14 protein-coding genes, 3 rRNA genes and 3 riboswitches are annotated in these 24092 nt (G+C 44.4%); all 17 genes read right to left on the bottom strand.

The annotated features are described in order from the left end of the window. Positions 1–1155 (bottom strand): 5-(carboxyamino)imidazole ribonucleotide synthase, encoded by a 1155-nt coding sequence (gene purK, locus A361_RS01855; protein ID WP_175502193.1) that lies wholly within the window; start codon positions 1153–1155, stop codon positions 1–3. After that, entirely contained in the window at positions 1142–1630 is a 489-nt protein-coding gene (purE, locus tag A361_RS01850) for a 5-(carboxyamino)imidazole ribonucleotide mutase (protein ID WP_026041807.1), read from the bottom strand. The genes purK and purE overlap by 14 nt, the downstream gene beginning before the upstream one ends. A gap of 139 nt (positions 1631–1769) precedes the next feature. Then, a riboswitch (purine riboswitch) is annotated at positions 1770–1871 on the bottom strand. Between the two features lie 88 nt (positions 1872–1959). Further along, positions 1960–2166, bottom strand: coding sequence for an NETI motif-containing protein (locus tag A361_RS01845; RefSeq protein WP_019382942.1), 207 nt, complete (start codon positions 2164–2166; stop codon positions 1960–1962). Continuing rightward, on the bottom strand, positions 2163–2705 hold the full coding sequence (locus A361_RS01840; protein ID WP_009336735.1) for a DUF2179 domain-containing protein: 543 nt from the start codon (positions 2703–2705) through the stop codon (positions 2163–2165). Before A361_RS01840 ends, A361_RS01845 begins: the two co-directional genes overlap by 4 nt. Positions 2706–3236: 531 nt before the next feature. Continuing rightward, positions 3237–3353: ribosomal RNA gene (rrf, locus tag A361_RS01835) — 5S ribosomal RNA — on the bottom strand. A 79-nt stretch (positions 3354–3432) separates the two neighbouring features. Further along, a 23S ribosomal RNA gene (locus tag A361_RS01830) occupies positions 3433–6368 on the bottom strand. 301 nt (positions 6369–6669) lie between these two features. Continuing rightward, positions 6670–8219 (bottom strand): 16S ribosomal RNA (locus A361_RS01825). Together the 16S, 23S and 5S rRNA genes form the textbook arrangement of a ribosomal RNA operon. 327 nt (positions 8220–8546) lie before the next feature. Then, entirely contained in the window at positions 8547–10604 is a 2058-nt protein-coding gene (gene ptsG / locus A361_RS01820) for a glucose-specific PTS transporter subunit IIBC (RefSeq protein WP_019382400.1), read from the bottom strand. Positions 10605–10822: 218 nt separating this feature from the next. Continuing rightward, entirely contained in the window at positions 10823–11665 is an 843-nt protein-coding gene (gene glcT / locus A361_RS01815) for a glucose PTS transporter transcription antiterminator GlcT (protein WP_019382399.1), read from the bottom strand. 120 nt (positions 11666–11785) lie between these two features. Beyond that, a complete protein-coding gene (locus A361_RS01810) occupies positions 11786–13114 on the bottom strand; it encodes an NCS2 family permease (protein ID WP_009336181.1) in 1329 nt (442 codons plus the stop codon). Between the two features lie 127 nt (positions 13115–13241). Then, positions 13242–13343, bottom strand: a riboswitch (purine riboswitch). Positions 13344–13428: 85 nt separating this feature from the next. Then, a complete protein-coding gene (gene guaA, locus A361_RS01805; RefSeq protein ID WP_175502204.1) occupies positions 13429–14949 on the bottom strand; it encodes a glutamine-hydrolyzing GMP synthase in 1521 nt (506 codons plus the stop codon). A 220-nt stretch (positions 14950–15169) separates the two neighbouring features. Beyond that, positions 15170–15271, bottom strand: a riboswitch (purine riboswitch). A 71-nt stretch (positions 15272–15342) separates the two neighbouring features. Beyond that, the gene (locus A361_RS01800; RefSeq protein WP_019382398.1) at positions 15343–17547 is read right to left on the bottom strand and encodes a transglutaminase TgpA family protein; all 2205 of its coding nucleotides are present in this window, start codon (positions 17545–17547) and stop codon (positions 15343–15345) included. Continuing rightward, on the bottom strand, positions 17547–18761 hold the full coding sequence (locus A361_RS01795) for a DUF58 domain-containing protein (protein ID WP_019382397.1): 1215 nt from the start codon (positions 18759–18761) through the stop codon (positions 17547–17549). Before A361_RS01795 ends, A361_RS01800 begins: the two co-directional genes overlap by 1 nt. A gap of 1 nt (position 18762) precedes the next feature. Beyond that, positions 18763–19719, bottom strand: a complete 957-nt coding sequence (locus A361_RS01790) for an AAA family ATPase (RefSeq protein ID WP_019382396.1) — start codon at positions 19717–19719, stop codon at positions 18763–18765. 181 nt (positions 19720–19900) lie between these two features. Then, complete coding sequence (locus A361_RS01785; protein ID WP_019382395.1) at positions 19901–21358, bottom strand: esterase/lipase family protein; 1458 nt, start codon at positions 21356–21358, stop codon at positions 19901–19903. A gap of 168 nt (positions 21359–21526) precedes the next feature. After that, entirely contained in the window at positions 21527–23218 is a 1692-nt protein-coding gene (locus tag A361_RS01775; RefSeq protein WP_019382393.1) for a transglutaminase domain-containing protein, read from the bottom strand. 175 nt (positions 23219–23393) lie between these two features. Beyond that, positions 23394–23945: a DUF5381 family protein gene (locus tag A361_RS01770; protein WP_026041750.1), complete on the bottom strand. Its 552-nt coding sequence runs from the start codon at positions 23943–23945 to the stop codon at positions 23394–23396. Positions 23946–24092: the final 147 nt, after the last annotated feature.

The following is a 24092-nucleotide window of genomic DNA, read 5'->3' as shown; positions in this document are numbered from 1 at the left end:
TTATCCTCCGATCTTTTCCTTCACAGGGGTCCAAATGCCGCTTCTTTCTGCTTCTTCAAGTGCCTCTTCGGCTGATTTCCGCAAAAGCGTGACATGGCCCATCTTGCGTTTATATTTGGCATCCTTTTTTCCATACAAGTGAATCTTCCAGTCATCCAATTCAGGTATTTTCTTAATTAAAGGCTCCTGATGCTCTCCTAGTATGTTTACCATAACAGCCGGTTTTAATAGCTCCGTGCTGCCAAGCGGCCAATTGCAAACTGCACGGATGTGCTGTTCAAACTGGGAGGTTTCGCAAGCTTCTATCGAATAATGGCCTGAGTTATGCGGACGAGGCGCAAGCTCGTTAATGTAAATCTGTCCGTCTTTTGTCAGAAACATTTCGACTGCCAATGTACCGACAAGGCTTAAAGCTTCTGCCAGCTGGTTTGCTGCATTTATTGCCCTTTCCTCAGCATCGGCTGTGATCATGGCCGGCACAATTGTCTGGTGCAGAATGTTTTCTTTATGGACATTTTCCCCGACTGGAAATACCGCTTTTTCTCCCGAGATATTCCGGCAGATAATAACCGATATTTCCTTTTCGAATGGAATCCATTTTTCAAGGACGCACACGCCATTCTCAAGAAGCTGTGCAGCTTTCTTAATATCCTGCCCGCTCTTTATTACAACTTGCCCTTTTCCGTCATATCCGCCTCTGGATGTCTTTAATACTGCTGGATAGCCAAGCTTTTCTATATTATCATAAATATCTTTTTCAGTAGTAATGACCGCATATGGCGCTACCTCGCAGCCGGCTTTTTGGATGGCTGCTTTTTCCTTTGTCCGGTCCTGGGTGATTTCCAGCACCTCGCTCCCCTGTGGGACGTACGCATTTGCACATAGCCACTCAAGAGCTTCCGCACTGATATTTTCAAATTCATATGTCACAACGTCACTGACGTCAGCTAACTCTTTTATAGAATCTAAATGGCCATATTCTCCAATGATTTTAATATCCGCAACCTGGCCGCAAGGAGAGTCTTCTGCCGGATCTAAAACGGCAATCCTGAAGCCATTTGCTTTTGCTGCAAGTGCCATCATTCTCCCAAGCTGTCCCCCGCCAATAATTCCAATTGTTTGTCCAGGTAAAATTGTTTTATTAGACAAGTTCATCACTGCTTTCTAGTACTTCCTGTTTTGTTTTATCTCTTTTTGACTGAAGACGTTCTGCAATGGCTGTATCAAAAGCGCCAAGTATTTGTGCTGCCAGCAATCCGGCGTTAGTGGCTCCTGCTTTTCCAATCGCAACCGTTGCAACCGGGACGCCGCCGGGCATCTGAACAATGGACAGCAATGAATCCAGTCCGTTTAGAGCTTTTGATTGGACTGGCACTCCAATGACAGGAAGTGTCGTTTTCGCTGCAACCATTCCTGGAAGGTGTGCCGCTCCTCCTGCACCCGCAATAATTACCTTTATTCCTCTGTCTCTTGCCTGCTCAGCATATTCAAACATAAGATCTGGAGTCCGATGGGCTGAAACAACCTTTTTTTCATAAGGGATTTCAAGCTCTTCCAGAATTCCGCAAGCGTGCTTCATTGTCTCCCAATCTGATTTGCTTCCCATAATGACTGCTGCTTGTGCGCTCATTCTTTCTCCTCCAAATCTTCCAATATAAAAAACCCGCACAGACCCTTCTCTTAATATGAGAGAAAGTAATCTGTCCGGGCTAAAAAGAACCATAAGGAAGACACCTGCAAACGGCAGGAACCATTCCTTCTACATGCCGGGCATATCAGCTTTCCCTCATAGTCCAGCAATTTACGGTTGCCGGGTAGAAACTTATGGGCCCTATTCCCATTATTATACGAGGGGTTTATTCACGTTTTATTAACTACCATCATATTAACAACATACCTGATACTCTGTCAATCGAAAAATCGAACAATACTAAAAGTCAGACAATTAATGTTCGTGTTTTAATCTTCTAATCGTTTTGCTTCAAAAACTATCTGCCTTCCAGCCGGTTCATAATCGACTTTACCACCCGTCTTAACTTCTTTAAATATAGGCTTCTCAGTCCTTCTAACAGGTATATATCCTGCCTTTTGTATCCTGTCCAGGCACTGGTCAATCGTTTCGTTTTCCTGGACCTCAAACACCATTTTGTTTTTGGCTTTGCTCATTGGGATAACTTTCCTCTCTTAACAGATTTCACCCAGAAACCGCCATGAATCGTTTTTGGCTCATAAGCGATGATGAAGGCCTTAGGATCCAGCTCTTTAATCGTCTGATAAAGCTTTAATTCATATTTTCTTGGTGTCAGGATCTGAAGGGCCATCCTATCGCCTTCAAGTCCATTGGCAGCCCAGTTTGTGACACCATAGCCTTTATCCCTTAAAGCTTTTGGAAGATCCCTGTCATATTCCTTTGTAATTACATTTACCGTAATATAGCCAAGAGCAAGCTTCTCTTCAATTTTCATGCCGGCAATAACGCCAATTCCATAACCGACTGCATAAGCAATCAGATTTTGTATTTCATTTAGGTTATCCAGAACCAGCCCTAAACCTATGACATAGATAACAACTTCGATGGTGCTTATAAAAGCTGCAAGGTACCGCTGCCCCTTAAGCGTAAGAATCATCCTGATGGTAAAAAATGATACATATACAATATTAATGATCAAAATAATAGCGACCATAATAAAACTGTTTTCCAGCAAAGCAAGCGTCCTCCTTTATGGGGGATTTAAAGGCATATGGGCGCCCCTTCCCCATTAAGTCCCTATTGTACAAAAGAAATTGGCGTTTGATAACCTTTTTTTTGCAAATTGGATTCTTTATGAATAGGTTATCCTTTTTTGAGTGGGATGAAACGGCTGAATTATGCCTTCATTAGTTTAGGCTATATAAAGGAGAGAGTATCTAAAGGTTTTTATCTAATAGGTTTTGGAGATTATCCAGCATGTTTCTATCTCGATTAGAAGTTTATTTCACATTTGGCATAATATATCTTGGTAAAGAACAGATTTAACACATAAAACAGGCAGTGAAGTAAGGAGTGGCGAATATAAATGAATTCTGACACATATACGAGTAAAAGGGACGCATATAAATTCCAAAGTGAAGCATAACATGAAAAAGTGACGCATATATGTATTTTCCACCAAAAAGAAGAGTTCAAATATAATATTTGGATAAAGTAATACATCCAAACACACAAAAAAGAGCACCCATCAGGTGCTCTTTCATATGCCCGGCAGCGTCCTACTCTCACAAGGGGACAGCCCCTAACTACCATCGGCGCTGAGAAGCTTAACTTCCGTGTTCGGTATGGGAACGGGTGTGACCTTCTCGCTATCGCCACCGGACTATTTGGTTGAAGAAACTTCGTTCCCTCAAAACTAGATAATGCATGAAGAAGCATTTGCCGAGTAATAACCATATAACTTGGTTAAGTCCTCGATCGATTAGTATCAGTCAGCTCCACATGTCGCCACGCTTCCACCTCTGACCTATCAACCTGATCATCTTTCAGGGATCTTACTAGCTTGACGCTATGGGAAATCTCATCTCGAGGGGGGCTTCATGCTTAGATGCTTTCAGCACTTATCCCTTCCGCACATAGCTACCCAGCGATGCCTTTGGCAAGACAACTGGTACACCAGCGGTGCGTCCATCCCGGTCCTCTCGTACTAAGGACAGCTCCTCTCAAATTTCCTGCGCCCACGACGGATAGGGACCGAACTGTCTCACGACGTTCTGAACCCAGCTCGCGTACCGCTTTAATGGGCGAACAGCCCAACCCTTGGGACCGACTACAGCCCCAGGATGCGATGAGCCGACATCGAGGTGCCAAACCTCCCCGTCGATGTGGACTCTTGGGGGAGATAAGCCTGTTATCCCCGGGGTAGCTTTTATCCGTTGAGCGATGGCCCTTCCATGCGGAACCACCGGATCACTAAGCCCGACTTTCGTCCCTGCTCGACTTGTAGGTCTCGCAGTCAAGCTCCCTTGTGCCTTTACACTCTGCGAATGATTTCCAACCATTCTGAGGGAACCTTTGGGCGCCTCCGTTACTTTTTAGGAGGCGACCGCCCCAGTCAAACTGCCCACCTGACACTGTCTCCCGCCCCGATAAGGGGCGCGGGTTAGAATTTCAATACAGCCAGGGTAGTATCCCACCGACGCCTCCACCGAAGCTGGCGCTCCGGCTTCTCAGGCTCCTACCTATCCTGTACAAGCTGTACCAAAATTCAATATCAGGCTACAGTAAAGCTCCACGGGGTCTTTCCGTCCTGTCGCGGGTAACCTGCATCTTCACAGGTACTATAATTTCACCGAGTCTCTCGTTGAGACAGTGCCCAGATCGTTACGCCTTTCGTGCGGGTCGGAACTTACCCGACAAGGAATTTCGCTACCTTAGGACCGTTATAGTTACGGCCGCCGTTTACTGGGGCTTCGATTCAAAGCTTCGCTTGCGCTAACCTCTCCTCTTAACCTTCCAGCACCGGGCAGGCGTCAGCCCCTATACTTCGCCTTGCGGCTTCGCAGAGACCTGTGTTTTTGCTAAACAGTCGCCTGGGCCTATTCACTGCGGCTCATCAGGGCTATTCACCCTAATGAGCACCCCTTCTCCCGAAGTTACGGGGTCATTTTGCCGAGTTCCTTAACGAGAGTTCTCTCGCTCACCTTAGGATTCTCTCCTCGCCTACCTGTGTCGGTTTGCGGTACGGGCACCTTTTCCCTCGCTAGAGGCTTTTCTTGGCAGTGTGGAATCAGGAACTTCGGTACTAAATTTCCCTCGCCGTCACAGCTCAGCCTGTGTGGTAACGGGATTTGCCTCGTTACCGGCCTAACTGCTTGGACACGCTAATCCAGCAGCGTGCTTACCCTATCCTCCTGCGTCCCCCCATTGCTCAAACGGTAAAGAGGTGGTACAGGAATATCAACCTGTTGTCCATCGCCTACGCTTTTCAGCCTCGGCTTAGGTCCCGACTAACCCTGAGCGGACGAGCCTTCCTCAGGAAACCTTAGGCATTCGGTGGATAGGATTCTCACCCATCTTTCGCTACTCATACCGGCATTCTCACTTCTAAGCGCTCCACGGGTCCTTGCGATCCCGCTTCAACGCCCTTAGAACGCTCTCCTACCACTGACATCGTAAGATGTCAATCCACAGCTTCGGTGATACGTTTAGCCCCGGTACATTTTCGGCGCGGAGTCACTCGACCAGTGAGCTATTACGCACTCTTTAAATGGTGGCTGCTTCTAAGCCAACATCCTGGTTGTCTAAGCAACTCCACATCCTTTTCCACTTAACGTATACTTTGGGACCTTAGCTGGTGGTCTGGGCTGTTTCCCTCTTGACTACGGATCTTATCACTCGCAGTCTGACTCCCATGGATAAGTCTTTGGCATTCGGAGTTTGTCTGAATTCGGTAACCCGATGGGGGCCCCTAGTCCAAACAGTGCTCTACCTCCAAGACTCTTACTACATGAGGCTAGCCCTAAAGCTATTTCGGAGAGAACCAGCTATCTCCAAGTTCGATTGGAATTTCTCCGCTACCCACACCTCATCCCCGCACTTTTCAACGTGCGTGGGTTCGGGCCTCCATCCAGTGTTACCTGGACTTCACCCTGGACATGGGTAGATCACCTGGTTTCGGGTCTACGACCACATACTCATTCGCCCTATTCAGACTCGCTTTCGCTGCGGCTCCGTCTCATCAACTTAACCTCGCATGTAATCGTAACTCGCCGGTTCATTCTACAAAAGGCACGCTATCACCCATTAACGGGCTCTAACTACTTGTAGGCACACGGTTTCAGGATCTCTTTCACTCCCCTTCCGGGGTGCTTTTCACCTTTCCCTCACGGTACTGGTTCACTATCGGTCACTAGGGAGTATTTAGCCTTGGGAGATGGTCCTCCCTGCTTCCGACGGGATTTCTCGTGTCCCGCCGTACTCAGGATCCACTCTGGAGGGAACGAAGTTTCAACTACAGGGCTTTTACCTTCTCTGGCCGGCCTTTCCAGACCTGTTCATTTACCTCGTTCCTTTGTAACTCCGTGTAGAGTGTCCTACAACCCCAAGAGGCAAGCCTCTTGGTTTGGGCTAATCCCGTTTCGCTCGCCGCTACTCAGGGAATCGCGTTTGCTTTCTCTTCCTCCGGGTACTTAGATGTTTCAGTTCCCCGGGTCTGCCTTCTATACCCTATGTATTCAGGTAAAGATCCTATCCCATTACGGATAGGGGGTTTCCCCATTCGGAAATCTCCGGATCAAAGCTTACTTACAGCTCCCCGAAGCATATCGGTGTTAGTACCGTCCTTCATCGGCTCCTAGTGCCAAGGCATTCACCGTGCGCCCTTTCTAACTTAACCTACTTCGGCCGCTGATCGACTGCGGATCTCTGCGTCAGCTCTCTCGCTCCGCTCCTCACGTACTGAAGTACGCTCCGGTGCTCACTCGGTCGCTTCCTTGATCTCCTTGCCGCTCATCGTCCTCATGGTTTGTGCTCTTACTTATTTTCAAAATAAGAGAAAAAAACTAAGATGGCGATTACTCGGTTATTGCTTCTTCATTAACATTATCTAGTTTTCAAAGAACGAATCTTTCATTGAGAGATTGAACTCTCAAAACTGAACGAACAAAACACGTCACGTTTCATGTAAATATCCTTAGAAAGGAGGTGATCCAGCCGCACCTTCCGATACGGCTACCTTGTTACGACTTCACCCCAATCATCTGTCCCACCTTAGGCGGCTGGCTCCAAAAGGTTACCCCACCGACTTCGGGTGTTACAAACTCTCGTGGTGTGACGGGCGGTGTGTACAAGGCCCGGGAACGTATTCACCGCGGCATGCTGATCCGCGATTACTAGCGATTCCGGCTTCATGCAGGCGAGTTGCAGCCTGCAATCCGAACTGAGAATGGTTTTATGGGATTCGCTTAACCTCGCGGTCTCGCAGCCCTTTGTACCATCCATTGTAGCACGTGTGTAGCCCAGGTCATAAGGGGCATGATGATTTGACGTCATCCCCACCTTCCTCCGGTTTGTCACCGGCAGTCACCTTAGAGTGCCCAACTGAATGCTGGCAACTAAGATCAAGGGTTGCGCTCGTTGCGGGACTTAACCCAACATCTCACGACACGAGCTGACGACAACCATGCACCACCTGTCATCCTGTCCCCCGAAGGGGAACGCCCTATCTCTAGGGTTGTCAGGAGATGTCAAGACCTGGTAAGGTTCTTCGCGTTGCTTCGAATTAAACCACATGCTCCACCGCTTGTGCGGGCCCCCGTCAATTCCTTTGAGTTTCAGCCTTGCGGCCGTACTCCCCAGGCGGAGTGCTTAATGCGTTTGCTGCAGCACTAAAGGGCGGAAACCCTCTAACACTTAGCACTCATCGTTTACGGCGTGGACTACCAGGGTATCTAATCCTGTTTGCTCCCCACGCTTTCGCGCCTCAGCGTCAGTTACAGACCAAAGAGTCGCCTTCGCCACTGGTGTTCCTCCACATCTCTACGCATTTCACCGCTACACGTGGAATTCCACTCTTCTCTTCTGCACTCAAGTTCCCCAGTTTCCAATGACCCTCCCCGGTTGAGCCGGGGGCTTTCACATCAGACTTAAGGAACCGCCTGCGCGCGCTTTACGCCCAATAATTCCGGACAACGCTTGCCACCTACGTATTACCGCGGCTGCTGGCACGTAGTTAGCCGTGGCTTTCTGGTTAGGTACCGTCAAGGTACCGGCAGTTACTCCGGCACTTGTTCTTCCCTAACAACAGAGTTTTACGATCCGAAAACCTTCATCACTCACGCGGCGTTGCTCCGTCAGACTTTCGTCCATTGCGGAAGATTCCCTACTGCTGCCTCCCGTAGGAGTCTGGGCCGTGTCTCAGTCCCAGTGTGGCCGATCACCCTCTCAGGTCGGCTACGCATCGTTGCCTTGGTGAGCCGTTACCTCACCAACTAGCTAATGCGCCGCGGGCCCATCTGTAAGTGATAGCCTAAACCATCTTTCAGCTTTCCCTCATGTGAGGGAAAGAATTATCCGGTATTAGCCCCGGTTTCCCGGAGTTATCCCAGTCTTACAGGCAGGTTGCCCACGTGTTACTCACCCGTCCGCCGCTGACTTCAGGGAGCAAGCTCCCATCTGTCCGCTCGACTTGCATGTATTAGGCACGCCGCCAGCGTTCGTCCTGAGCCAGGATCAAACTCTCCATATAAGAGTTGATTAAGCTCATAAGTTGTCTTTTTAAAAAAGACTAAAGAATTAACGTTGACGTTTTTGTTCGTTCAGTTTTCAAAGATCAATCCGCCGCTCAGAAGCGACTTTATTAATATATCATTTCTCAATCACTTCGTCAACAACTTTTTTTAAAACTATCAAATCTTGTTAACGTCTCAAGCGACTGTTTTTCTATAATAACACCTGTTGCCCATAAGGTCAACAAGTTATTCGTAAAAACTAAAAAGATTTTATTATGCATTTAAATCAAAAGAAACCAGCTGGTTAAAACGCAGCTGGTTTCTTCTATATTATATATATATTACTATTTGGAGATGACAATGATTTCTTTTTCTTTTAGATCAACAGCACCTGGCTTATTAATCTTGATCACTTCACCCTGCTGAAGGTTTGTAAATACAATTGGCGTGATGATAGAAGTTGCATTTTTCTCGATATAATCAAGATCCACTTTCAACAGCGGCTGCCCTGCTTCTACACGGTCATTTTCAGCAACTAACGCTTCAAATCCCTGACCTTTCAGATTTACTGTATCAATACCTACATGGATAAGTATTTCGCGGCCTGAATCTGAAAGGATGCCGATTGCATGCTTTGTCGGGAACATGTTAACGATCTTCCCGTCTACCGGTGATACAACAGTTCCTTCTGCAGGTACAATCGCAAAACCATCACCCATCATTTTACCTGAGAATACAGCGTCAGGTACTTCTGTGATTGGTTTGATTTCTCCTTTGATCGGTGAAATGAAAAGATCTTCCTTGTGCTCAGTCTGAAGAGCTTCAGGATTTACTTCTTCAATTTGCTGTTCAACTCCGCCTTCCGGAGCTTTTTCAACCGTGCGCGGTCTTTTGCCGCTCATGATATCTTTCATTTGTCCTTTGATTGTTTCAGATCTCGGGCCAAAGATAGCCTGGATGTTGTTTCCTACTTCCAGTACTCCAGATGCACCAAGTTTTTTTAAGCGTTCTTTATCTACATTTTTAATATCGTTTACCGATACACGCAGACGAGTAATACATGCATCAAGATGAGCGATGTTTTCTTGTCCGCCCATAGCATCAAGAACTTCATATGGAAGATCTCCGCCTTTACCTGAAGAAGCTGTTTCTTCATCTTCTACTTCTTCACGGCCCGGAGTCATTAAATTAAATTTGCGGATGGCAAATCGGAAGCCAAAGTAATAGATCACAGCAAATACTAATCCAACCGGAATGACAATCCAGGCATTTGTCTGAGGGTTGATTAAACCGAATAGAATATAGTCAATCAAACCGCCTGAGAAAGTCATGCCGATTTTTACATCTAAGAGATGCATGGTCATGAATGACAGACCTGCAAACACCGCGTGAACCGCAAATAGGATAGGAGCTACGAATAAGAATGAGAACTCCAGCGGCTCTGTAATACCTGTTAAGAAAGAAGTTAACGCCGCAGATGCCATAAGGCCTCCGACTACCACTTTCTTTTCCGGACGTGCTTCATGATAAATTGCTAATGCAGCGGCAGGAAGACCGAACATCATGAACGGAAATTTACCAGTCATGAATGTACCTGCAGTAAGGTTTTGTACATTGTCACTGATTTGTGCCATGAAAATGCGCTGGTCACCGCGAACCGTTTCCCCTGCATTCGTTACATACTGTCCGAATTCATACCAGAATGGAGAGTAGAAAATATGATGAAGACCAAAAGGAATCAATGAGCGTTCAATTAATCCAAAAATAAACGCTGATAGAGTCAAGTTCGCATGAACCATGTTTTGAGAGAAAGCATTCAGCCCTTCCTGGATTGGCGGCCAGATAACAAGCATCAGCAAACCAAGGACTACAGACGTTGCTGCCGTAATAATCGGAACGAAACGCTTTCCGGCAAAGAAACCTAAATAGGATGGAAGTTCGATTTCAAAAAACTTGTTATATAATGCAGCGGCGATAATACCAACAATGATACCGCCGAATACACCTGTCTGCAGAGTTGGGATTCCTAAGATGTTTGCATAATTAAGCCCATTTACATCCTCAGCAGTAATTCCTGCAGCCGTCCCCATTGTCACATTCATAATTAGATAGCCGATAATGGCAGCAAGCGCAGCTACACCTTCACCGCCGGCCAAACCAACTGCTACACCAACTGCAAATAGAACAGGCAGGTTGGCAAAAACGATATCTCCTGCTTTTTGCATAACTTGAGCAACGATTTCAACTCCGCTGTTATCCAGGAATGGAGCCAGCTCAAGCAGCGCCGGATTTTGCAGAGCAGCACCGATAGCGAGCAGTATCCCCGCTGCCGGCAGTAATGCTACTGGAAGCATTAAGGCTTTTCCTACTTTTTGCAGGACGCCAAATACTTTTTTAAACATATGTTAACCCCCTATAGTTTTTTACTCATTAAGCGTTTTCATTTAAAGCGGCAAGCATTAAAAAAAAATAAAAAAGGCATGAGGAAAAAAGGATAGAATTCAGGTGTATACAAGGGTATCATACCCTATTTACCTAAATTCAATTACCTTTCTTCACTCATGCCTGATCGAATCAGTAACACGTAAAGACTTGCCTGTTTCGCAAGATAGTATTGTAATTAATTTATTTTCTTTTGAAGCCTCTGCAGATGCATTGTCAGATAAACAGCTTCTGCATTAAAGACTGGTTTTTTTAATGTTTGCTGCATTACTTTAATGAGCTTCCAAGAGAGATTGTAGCACACCGGATATTCTTCTTTCAAGAGGGAAGTTATTTTTTCCGGCTCTTCAACCACCTCGCCTTTGTTAACCCGTTCAATGGTGAATCGGATATGGCGGACAAGCCTCATATAATCGATGCTGTCTTTATCAATCTTAATGTCAAGCTGTTCTTCAATCATATTCACAAGATGGGTTACCAGTTGTGAATGCTGATTGACTTCGGATAAATCGCGGTTCATTACAGCACTATGAACATGGAGGGCAATGAACCCAATCTCCCCTTCAGGCAAATAAATACCGGTTCGCTGTCCTATAAGGTTCACAACTTCGTGGGCAATTTCGTATTCAAATGGGTAGAGAGTCTTAGTTTCGATAAGAAAAGGATTTTTCATTTCCATCCCTTTTTTCAGACGCGTTATTGCAAACATCAAGTGATCAGTTAACGCAACATGGATATGTTCATTAAGCATGGAATTTGCCCTTTGTTTAATCAATTGAATTGAGGAGATAATTGCTTCAAGCAATTCATTATCCACAAAAGGCATCAGTTTAATATAATTCTCCTGCTCTTTTTCATTTTTAAGCACAAAGAGCTTTTCAACCAAATTAGAGTCGATTGGCTGGCCCGGCCTCCGGCTGAAGCCAATCCCCTTACCGATAAGGACAACTTCCCCAAATGACTCGTGGCTGCCAATAAGGACGTTATTATTAAGCACTTTTTTTACCTTATACTCACCCATTCTCTTCTCCCCGCCCATAAACAAATGTACTCTCATGGTATTAAAGCCTGTCCGGGAAGTCAACGGATTGAGAATAAAATAAAAACAGACCCGCATTAAAGCGGGCCTAATTCATAATTATTACTTCAGGAAAATGAAATACAAAACAAATATGACGAACAGCCCGTACATGATTGGGTGAATCTCTTTGATTCTTCCTTTTACAATCATGGTGATTGGATAGAAAATAAATCCGATTGCAATTCCTGTTGCGATACTGTAAGTCAATGGCATTGCAATAATCGTAAGGAATGCCGGAACTGCAATTTCAAACTTTGTCCAATCAATGTTGCCTAATGATGCAACCATCAATACACCGACAATGATCAGTGCCGGAGCTGTCACCGCAGAAGTGATGACTTCTAATAACGGGAAGAAAAATAATGATAACAGGAAGAACCCTGCTGTGACAATCGATGCAAATCCCGTTCTCGCACCTGCCGCAACCCCTGATGAAGACTCAATGAAAGAAGTTGTCGTGGATGTTCCGAATATCGCACCAACGACAGTTGCTGTGGAGTCCGCCAGAAGCGCTTTACCTGCGCGGGGCAATTTATTTTCTTTCATTAAGCCCGCCTGGTTGGCAACACCCACTAACGTTCCTGCTGTATCAAAGAAGTCAACGAATAGGAATGTCAGAACAACGACCAGCATGCTTGTTGAGAAGAATGAAGGGTCACTGTATGCCCCGAATGCCGCTCCAAACGTTGGAGCTACACTTGGCACGGAATCAACAACCTTTCCTGGAACGTCAATCAGGCCGGCAATCATCCCAACAATCGTCGTGAGTACCATCCCTATAAAAATTCCGCCATTAACACCTTTTGTCATCAGAATTACTGTGATGATAATCCCGAAAATAGCCAGAAGCACATTCCCATCAGTAAAATCTCCTAATCCTACAAGAACTGCATCATTATTGACAATCAGCCCTGCGCTTTGAGCACCGACAAATGTAATAAACAATCCGATTCCGGCACTGACCGCATACTTTAATTCAGCAGGAATCGAGTTAATAATTTTTTCACGCAAACCAGAAAGGGATAAAAATATAAAGATAATCCCTGAGATAAGAACCCCGCCTAATGCATGCTGCCAAGGAATTCCCATTGTTAAAACAACAGTATAAGCAAAAAATGCATTTAATCCCATTCCCGGGGCAAGTGCAATCGGATATCTGGCCAGCACCCCCATCAATAGGGATCCAATTGCGGCAGCCACTGCTGTTGCCACAAATACTGCCCCATAGTCCATTCTCATGGAATCCGGCAAATCAGGTATATCCATTAACGATAATGTAATCGGATTAACGACTAAGATATAAGCCATTGCTAAAAAAGTTGTAAGTCCGCCGATAAATTCACGGCGATAGTTAGTACCAAGTTCTTCAAACTGGAAGTACTTCTTCATTTCTCTTCCCCCTATTGGCTGTCTTTATTTTTTAAAATAAAAAAACTCCGGTTTGACTACCGGAGCATTGACAACTGGGCTCGTGCTTGCAATAGGGGAAAACAAAGAAAAATAATAGCAAAAACATCCCTATTTGCACTTACCTCGTAGTCAAGCTATTTACGGCAGCTCGGTAGAAACTTTTGGGCCATATCCCCAATATTATACGACGTAAAACGACATATTTAATTCTTCTTTATCATAGCACCTCAAAAAGTCCTAGTCAATAGAAAAAGCGAACATTTTCATGTCCGCTTTTTCTTAATGTTCGTATTTTATTCCCACTCGATTGTTGCAGGCGGCTTGCTCGTAATATCGTAAACCACTCTGTTGACATGCGAAACTTCATTAACGATTCTAGTTGAAATAATCTCCAGTACATCCCATGGGATACGTGCCCAGTCAGAAGTCATGCCGTCTATTGAAGTAACGGCACGGATTCCGATAGTATAATCATAAGTCCGGGCATCTCCCATTACACCGACACTGCGGATATCAGGCAGAACCGTGAAGTATTGCCAAATGTCGCGATCAAGCCCTGCCTTTTGGATTTCTTCACGCAGTATAGCATCAGACTCGCGCACAATTTCAAGCTTATCTTCTGAGATTTCCCCGAGAACGCGGATACCTAATCCCGGACCAGGGAATGGCTGTCTCCAAACGATTTCATCCGGAATGCCAAGCTCTGTTCCCAGCGCACGCACCTCATCTTTAAACAGAGTGTTAAGCGGCTCGATCAGCTTGAATTGCATATCTTCAGGAAGTCCGCCTACATTATGGTGAGATTTAATGGTTTGCGCAGTAGCTGTTCCGCTTTCAATAATATCTGTGTAGAGAGTCCCCTGTGCAAGGAAATCAATGCCTTGAAGCTTAGCAGCTTCATCATCGAATACATAGATGAATTCGTTGCCGATAATTTTTCGCTTTTGTTCAGGATCGCTAACACCTTTAAGCTTATTCATAAAGCGTTCCTGGGCATCCACTTTAATTACATTCATATTAAATCCATCAGCAAATGTCTTCATGACGCCTTCTGCTTCATCTTTTCTCAGCAGGCCGTGATCCACGAAAATACAAGTTAGCTGATCACCGATTGCTTTATGAATAAGGACGGCAACAACAGATGAATCAACACCGCCGCTTAATGCGCAAAGAACCTTTTTATCTCCAACTTCCTGGCGTATCTTTTCCATTTCGATTTCAATGAAGTTTTCCATTGACCAATCGCCTGTACAGCCGCAAACGCCGAACACAAAGTTTTTCAGCATATCGTTTCCGTGAACTGAATGGCGTACCTCAGGGTGGAATTGAACAGCATATAAACCGCGTTCTTCATTGCTCATAGCCGCAATCGGGCATGATGGATTTATACCATCCACTGTAAAACCAGCTGGAGCCTCTACGACAAGATCGCCATGGCTCATCCAGACTGTCTGTTCTCTAGGCAGATCTGTAAACAATTTGGATTCATTTTCAATCTTCATGATTGCCTTACCGTATTCACGGTGCTTGGCAGGCTCTACTTTACCATCAAAATGCATCGTCATCAGCTGCATGCCATAGCAGATTCCGAAAATCGGCAAGCCCAGTTCAAAAATTTCTTCATCACAGCGGAAGGCATTTTCGCCGTAGACACTGTTAGGCCCGCCAGAGAAAATAATTCCTTTTGGATTCATTTCTTTGATTTCCGCAGCTGTAATCGTATGCGGATGAAGCTCACTGTATACACCCAGTTCACGGATTCTGCGAGTGATTAACTGATTGTACTGGCTTCCAAAGTCCAGCACTACGATCATTTCTTGATTTTGAAGTTCTGTTTTCCCCGTCACACTGTTCACCTCATTAAATTTGTAATATTTCTTTTAGTCTTCTCTCCTGCAGGTAAAATATCTAGTAAAAATATAATTTCTTTGCAATCTCATATATAACCGCCAGCCAGAAGCTGGCCAATAAAAAAACCGGAACTCTTTCTCCACAAAAAAAGTGAAGGCAGAATTCCGGTTTTCACGTATAGCAAAAAGCTTCTTCTGCCTTCATAGTCAGATCATTTACGGCGATCCGGTAGAGACTTTCGAACCATATTATCGAGGATATATGAAGGTTGCATGATTTAATTGTAATACGCGGCAAAAACCGAACATTATGCCGCTGTCTTATTTGCCTATTGTAACAACAGCCCCAAATCCCGGTCAAGCTATTGTCTTTTTAATTAAATTTTCCCACAATTCCTTCGTGTCATTCCAGCTTCCTTCTTTTAGAACACCCCTGTAAACAAGTTCTTCATAACGGGCTGTCAGCCTGCTCATTTCCTTTGTTGAGAAAAAGCTGTCTATATATTTGGCATACTCTCTTAAGGTTTGGCCGTTTTTCCGCTTTAACCCGTACCGGTCCAATTCTTTTAAGAGAATCAGATAAGCCTTAGGAAAATGCTCATCATCCTTTGTCTTTTTAAATCTCCAGATAAAATAATGCGGCATCCATTTGCCCCTCTTCTGGAAAAGCACGAAAACAAGCACACCAGCTGCCACTATCGCTGCTGCGATTACTTTCCAATTATCTTTTAAGAAAGTTCCCAGATTGTCCCAAAGCTCTTTTATTGAAAACGGCGATTTTTCCGCCGCTGCTTCTTCAGGCATGTCCGGCTTAACAGGAGTTTCAGTCTCGCTTGGCTTAACTTCTTCTGGCTGGCTCGTATTTTGGCCAGCGTTGTCAAAGTTAAATTGTACGTTATTATTGAACCCCTGAGTTGGTTCAAATGGAACCCAGCCCATTTCAGGGAAATAGATTTCCACCCATGAATGGGCATTGTTATTTGTTATCTCAAACAAGCGAAGACCAGACCCTAATGACTGCTTGAATTCTCCTTCTGTATAACCCTTCACCCATCTTGCCGGCAATCCAATGGATCTGGCCATTACCACCATGGAGGAGGAGAAATTGTCGCAATATCCCTGTTTGGTATCAAATAAAAACTGATCCACATAATCCTCATTTTCATCTGGAACAGCTACGTCTGTCTGGCTGTAGGTATATTCTGCCCTTCGGAAATACCTCTCAAGCTCCCTTGCTTTTTCAAACCAGTCCGGTTTCTCTTGAGTAATTTCCAGAGCAAGTTCCCTGACTCTTTCAGGCAAGTCTTCAGGCAGCTGTGTATATCTCGCCACAAATTCCTCAGGCAGTGATTCCGCATTTGCCCAGGCTGCCTTCATTGCAGTCACACTGTATTCAGGCACCTCGAAGCCTAACTTATATTCTTCCAATGCAAATGGCCGTCCGCCCTCCAATGTCCGGATCTTTTCAGTGGCCGTTTCAAGCTCATAGGTAATGAACGGTGCAGCTTCAATATTATTTAACCCTAATGGATACACCACATGAGGGTAATTCATAAAAGTATAAACGGAGCTTACTTCTTCAGTGGTTTTAATTGCATCGTTATCGATGAACGATGTAACCGGGATTTCTTCTCCCATTCCAAACGGTTGATATTCTCCCTCTGCCTGGGATGTAACCCATCCTTTGCCTGTATAAGTATCTTTTGTTTCAACCTTCCAGTAATGGCGGGACTCCACTTCCGCCCTGAAGACCACAGCGTTATCTCCTATAAAAGGACCGCCAAGACGGGAATCATCTTCCCCATAGCCGATTTTCTGAATACCCGGGCCATCACTGCCGCTATTTTGTCCATACGACTTAATAAATGGAACAGGATCGGGCCAAATCGGTTCTGCCTTAGGTGCTGCAAACCCCAAGCCAGTACTCAGAGCGATCAGAGCAGTCAGCGGAATCATCCATTTGCGCGACAGGGAGGCTTCTTTTTTCAGCCCTTCCTGATCCAGAAGACGGTTGAAGGTTAAGATGCCCATAACCGCAAAGCCCGCAATAACTGTCCTGACAATCGCCGCATCTGCCTCGTAAGGCGTAAAGGTATCCAATACAGTTATATAAATGAGTGTCATGAAAAAGAAGATGAAAATCCGTCTGCGATTGATCAGCCAATACTGAATCAAATAAGTCATCAGCCACAGCAGAATGAAAAAGAGGAGGCTTCTGAATAAATTTGTCATGCCCGGCCAGTCTCTATCAGCTATTAAAGCAAAATTGTGCACCATGTCCGATGCAAATAATGATAACCATGAAAATTGGAAAAACGATCCCTCAAAGTACAAATAATGCAGTTCATAGAGAATATAAAGCACCTTTATAAACCCGCTTAATACAGGGCTGACACCGAAAAAAGCCAATAGAAGCGATAGTATAAGGAACATGAGAAAAACAATGACATTGGATGTGTCCGTCAGCTCCTCAACCGGACGAAGCCATTCCCATAATAAGAAAAATCCCAGAACATAAAGGAGAAAAGAGGTAAGATCTTTCTGTACCTTAAGAGAACTCATCACTTGCTCACCCCCGAAAACACATCTGCAAACTGTCCGTTATGAACCAAAACTACCCGGATTCCCCTGGCATTGGCAGAGGTTTTGAGCAGCAGTTCATCTCTGGAAGGAGCTTCATCCTCATTTTTCATTAGAAATATAGTGACAATCCCTTTCTTGGACGTGAAAAAACTGGCTTTCTCTATAAGCGCTTTTGTTAATTTCGCTGTAATAACCATCAGCTGACTGTTCTGCTGTAAAAGAAAGTGCTCTGCTTCAAGAACCCGGTCCACTGCCGCTTGAGAATCATCCTTTATTTTTGCCAAATGATAAAACAGCTGAAGCTGGTGCGCTTCCCCGCCTCTGATTGGAAAAGCTGTCCGCGTTTCTGCTGAGGTCAAAAACCCAGTCTGTGCTCCTTTGCGGAGAATCGCCCTCGCAATGGAGGCTGAAAACGAAACGATCGCTTCAAACCGGCTATCCGGTGCACAATCCATGAGGATATAGACGTCATGGGATTGCCTTTGTTCAAATTCTTTGGTCATAATATCATTCCGCTTAGCAGTAGCTTTCCAGTTAATCCAGGAGAATCTGTCTCCCGGCTGATACTCCCTGATGCCGATGGCCATGGAAGTATCCCTTTGCACCCGCTCTTTTGAAGCAGTCATTCCCTGATCATAATGATGTGCCATAGGCTTATAAATGATTTCCTCATATGCCGGATAGACGATCATCCGGCTCTCAGCAGGTGCTTGCCTTTCTTTTTCTATTAAACCGAGCAGATCACCTGTTTTCACACGGATGGAGGCAAAAAAATGCTCCCCCCTCGGAAGGCTATTAATCCTGTATTGAAGGGACATTTCCTTCTGGAACCCAGGAAATAAAAAACGCTTTGCCTCGTTTGATTTCCTGGCATGCTGAAGCTGTTCACTCATCTCATCCTCAATGATCAGATACAATAGTGGAAAAGCTGTTCTTCTGGTTATCTTCAGGGTAATAACTGCCTGCTCGCCTGCATTGAATTCTGTTTTTGGCAGGATCCGCTCCACCTTAAAGTCGTTTAAAGAATAAAACGATAAGCCAAGTGCGTAAAGAGCAAAAGGAAGAAAGCTGTAAAATAAAAACCAGCTTACAAAGCCGCCCTGAAACATCGCATATGAAAAGGCGAACAGAATAAGCAAAAATAACACAATCAGCTTCCAGACATCTTTCATTGCTTTTAATAGCTGTTTCATTTTACTTGGCTAACCTTTGAACAGGAACCGAAACCCTGGCAATGACCCGTTCTACTACTTCTTCAGCGGTAATGCCCTCAAATTTTGCCTCAGACCTTAAGATAATCCGGTGGACAAAAACAGCAGGCGCTAAATACTGAATATCATCCGGAAGGACATAATCCCGGCCATACATGAATGCGTAAGCCTGGGCTGCTTTCATTAAAGCAATCGAGCCGCGGGGGCTTGCCCCTAAATACACACTGCTATGGCTTCTGGTCTGATTGGCAATTTCCACAATATAGCGTTTAAGCGTCTGATCGACATGCACTTCTTTAATTTCTTGCTGGAGTGAGCGCAATTCAGCTAAATCTATAACAGATTCCAGATCTTCTATCGGCGGAATCCGCTGCGCCCGATTCAGGACCTCCATCTCATCAGCGATATCAGGATAACCCATTTTCATTTTTAACAGGAATCGGTCCAACTGGGCTTCCGGAAGCGGATAAGTTCCTTCATACTCAATCGGATTTTGCGTTGCCATAACGAAGAAGGGTTTCTCAAGGCGATGTGTCACCCCGTCAATGGTTACGCTGCTTTCTTCCATCCCTTCAAGAAGAGCAGATTGCGTCTTGGGGGAGGTTCTGTTGATTTCGTCTGCTAATATAATATTGCCCATAATGGGGCCAGGCCTGAACTGAAATTCCATTTCCTTCGGATTATAGATGGATACGCCTGTCACATCCGAAGGCAGCAAATCAGGCGTGAACTGGATGCGTTTAAATGCGGCTCCGACTGATTTAGCCAGTGCACGCACCATCATTGTTTTCCCGACACCCGGCACATCCTCGAGCAAAACATGGCCTCCCGCTAAAAGTGCCACTAAGCTCAATTCTGCGACATCCCGTTTGCCGATCATGACTTTTTCGATATTTCCTAATACCCTCTCAATTGCAGGGTGCATATGATTTCTATCCATGTGAAATCTCTCCCCTTTATCTATATCTCGCATTCCATTAATTTACATTATCCTAAATTTAATTCTAACCTATTATATATTCGCTGTCGCGTTAGAAACTCCTGTGTTTTTCTTATGATGATTCTCCCTTATCCCTGGGTTTTCAATAAAAAAAGACTGCTTCACAGCAGCCAAACATACATTACTTATATCGTTTTCCACTTTGATCTACATAGAAAGATTCAATGATGGTTCTTTCAAACGGCTTTCCATTTTCAGTCTGGCCTTTCACTTCTGTTGTCACATTGTATACACCTTCATGTGTAAAATCGCTTTCGGTCATGAGGCCAGTCTTTTCTCCATTGGCTTTTTGCTGCAGTTTTTTCCCTGAGGAATCAAACCCGAAGAGGACCCATTTTGTATTAAAGGTTTTATGGCTTTTCGCAGACTTGCCCAGAATTTTATCATTTAACGGGCTGTCCAGCGCAACAGTGTACAGATACGCAGCATTTGCCGGAGCCTTTAACGCCCAGTTTCCCACTTTAGGATAATCTATTTCAAACTGATGAACCCATGCTCCTTTGAAAAACTCGGATTCTTCCTGATACGCTTTTTTCGTTTTATATTCCTTTCCGTCCGGACTGGTCAATTTTAAAGCAGACAAATTCTTTTCACTTAAAAAAGAAACGGTCATGGATTCTACATTTTCCTCCACGGAAAACTGTTCGCTTATTGCACTGACAGCTTTCCCGCCTTTTACAATGGAATGAGTGCCAGGCTGTCTGGCAGCGGATCCAGAGCTTGCTGGTGAGAAAACCGCAGCAGGCTGAGTGATAGTGGTATAGGGCCTGAACACCGGAAATGTATGGGATCCTTCCCGGATGGTTGTATGATTCCAGCTGCCCTCCTGAACAACGGATGCTCCTGGCAAGCGGGAATTAACCGCCGTAATGACGCCATCGCTTTTTCCATACTGGCTCAGATATAAGCCTCCCCAATAGGTTGCACTGCCAAATGAACCCCATTTAGTGCCGCCAAGTGTATAATATCGATTTTTTGCAGCATTCTGATGGGAATCTGTAAGGCTACGGAAGTATTGCATATTGCCTGTCTGCAGGGATTCAGTTGCTTCATTATTGTTGCCAAGGAGGGCAGCAAGCCACCAGGCCGCGCTGCTGTGGGCGAGATCTGCGAGTTGGGTTCCAAAATGAGGGGAAGATAGGGAGATGACATTTGAGACATATGGATGGGCATTGTAATGAACAAGAGCTGTCTGAATATCAACCCCGCCTTTGCTGTAGCCAATGACCACTAGCTTTTTTCCACCGAAATGATGGTACATTTCTTGAAGCTTTTCAGCCAGAATCGTACCATTCGTCCACATATCACGGTCATGATGAAGGTCAATGAATGCTGTTTCATACCCATTTGCCAAAGCCACTTCATACATATCATTCCCTTCATGCCAGACAGCTGATGAATTATTATAGCCGTGCACAAACACAAGAGGTGATTTGGAAGGATCAATGCTTGAAGGTGCTTCTCCGGCATACCAATAACCCGGAGTTCCACTGTCATCACCGCCAAAACCGCCAGCCTTCACCATACCAGGGAAAATCAGCATCATACAAAAGATCACTCCTGCCATTTGTTTTATCAAGCTTTTCCCCTCCTTAAAGGAGATCCGGACGGAAGCCCAGTCAATTTGATTTTATAATTTTCAGAATATTTATTGAAGGGTCTTTCGATATAATTTCCACACATTTGGAAAAAAGAGGCCAAATTATTGAAAAAAGCCACAGGAACAAGCCCCGTGACTTTATAGTAATTAATAGGATACACCTGTGCGGTTATGTGTTTTTTCAAACTCTTCTTTATTCGGGTCAAAGTATTTTTCATTGAAAGCTGCCACGAATTTATCATCTTTAATATATCCCGCTCCCCATGTAGGATCCATAGTAAGCCAGCTTCCATCCACTTTCACTTCCACCCATGCATGCTTCTGCGGCCAAAATCCGCCGAAAGCAGTCCCTTCGACAAAACGGGCTTCCATATTGCTTGCCCGGAGCAGGGCAATGGCAAGATACGAATAATCCTGGCATACGCCCGTTTTGGAATCCAGTGTCTTGAGTGCACTATCATCCCAGCTGAAGTCATCTGTTTCAAGCTTATTCACATCATATGAAACGTTTTTCGCGACAAAATCATATACAGCCTTCGCTTTTTCCCTTTCACCGCTTATGCCTTCTGTCAATTCTTTCGCCAGTTCAGTAATTTGCGGTGCATCTGACTGAACGCCTCTTGAAGGCAGAAGGTCCCGCTTATCCTCGCCTGTTGACTCTACCTCAAACTTGGCAAATCCATAATACCGAAAATAATCACTGTTTTCTTCTTTAATTTCAGGAACACTTAGTGTGACTTCATATGTGCCCGGGCCGAACCTTAAATAAAACGAATCATCAAATGTGAAGTCTTCTACTGGGATAACATCCAGTGCTTCGTCCTCACCCTTTTTAGTGGTAATGTAAATATGATCGGTTTCAGGGCCAAATTCTGCCTGCGGATCAATTTTTCCTTTTACAGAAAAGACACCGTCAGATTCCTCACCGCCATATTGCGGGTATTCAAGTGCCACTCCCCGCTCCTCATACGTTTTAGAATATTCGATAGGGCTCATCGTCCTATCAGATTCGTTGTCTATTAAGATAGTTGTAGCCGTCTGATAGTAATTTTCCCTTTCCTTGTCAGGGACAAGCACCTCAAGCTCGTGAAGCCCTTTTCCATAGAATAATGGCACATCATAGGAAAACTTTCCGTCCTTAAGCGGAATGACATGCTTCCACATATCCGATTCCTTATTCAGCTTAAGCATGATCGTATCGCTGTCTGATAGGCTTCCCGCTTCCCCTTTTAAATGGAATACTTCATTGCCATTTATATAGCTTGATTCAATATCCAAAGTCAGATCTGCCTCGTGGCCAAACGGAGTATACGTCACATCCCGTTCCGCATTTGGATTCACATTGTGGACAGTGAACGAGGCAAGATCATAATAGTAATTCTCACTATCCGTACTCGGAAGCTGAACGGTTATCTTGTACTCGCCTTCCCCATTAAATAAACGGATATTCTGCTTGAACTTCCCTTCTTTGATGGGTGTGTAGTATTCAAGATCGTTCCCTGCCGGTCCATCCTCTGTGGAACGAACCTTGATCCAGGCATAGTCTGATTTTAGGTCCGAATACTTCTCGATCTCTCCCTGCACAGCCACCCTGCCATTAGCAGCAAACTCCTTATGTTCCGGATTCTTCAAAGCTGCTCCTACTTCCTCGCTGTAAGAAGTCAGCTCCAGAGGTTCGAGCTCAAGTTCCTTGTTTTTCTCTTTAACCAGTTTTTCATATTTGTCTTCTTCCTTTTTCTCTGCTTTGGCCTCTGAACCGCTTTCTGAGCTGCAGGCTGAAAGGAAGAAGAAGCTGGTTAATACTATCATCAATAGGGTGATGGGGCTTTTCTTTGGCATGGTGTCCTCCTTTTTAATCTTTCTTAACTTTATTACGTGCGTTATGCCATTCGGTTTCAGAAATTACCAAACTCAAAACAAAAGCTCTTTATAGGGTTAGACCTTTAAAGAGCTTCTCTGTAGTACGTTTTAAAAAAATTCAATATCGATAGATATTAAAATATTTCTATTAATTTTACTCAATCCTATGTTCCTGCCTAACATAGTTATCTTCTTCCCTTAACTTATCCAGATCGATTTTCCGATCCCATACTTTTCTGGCATTGTCAGTCATATAAGGAAAAATGTATTGATCAACAATTACCTGAAAATCACCATCATCCAAGAGATTATAGGTGCGAATCTTTATTTTTTGATTATCGAAGGTTTCAATAACAATATCGTTTATAAGGTTTAATGGATTTCTTATCAAATCAATATTTCGGATGTTCTTTATTAAAACAAGGCATTTTGGGGCAATAACTGTACCGTTCTCTCTGGGAACAATTTTTAGCAATACCTTTCCTGGAATAAAACCAGGCAGACTCCAGAGAGTGATATACAAATAAAAAGGAGTCAATATTATTCCTCCGCCAAGATAGAAAAAGGAGTATTTAGAGTTAAATTTTAATCCATGTATAATTAGAAAAATGCATGCTATTAAAAATCCTGCCGTTGCTAGAAACATTAATACATAATAAAATTTCGAGCCTTTTATAATAACTGCATCCCCTTTTTTCTGAACCATTGACAATTAATACTCCTCCTTTGAATCAGACAGAGAGAACCATATACCTTACCTACATGCCTTATTAAGCATTTGGTTCTAGGCTTTCATAATGAGCTTGTTGCCGAAAAATAAAAGGAGTCAATTTTTACTCCCCCCTTGATAAAT

Source organism: Cytobacillus oceanisediminis 2691 (genome assembly GCF_000294775.2).
Lineage (GTDB): Bacteria > Bacillota > Bacilli > Bacillales > Cytobacillaceae > Cytobacillus > Cytobacillus pseudoceanisediminis.
The sequence above is the reverse complement of the archived record's forward strand: the minus strand, read 5'-3'. Positions and strand labels throughout refer to the sequence as shown.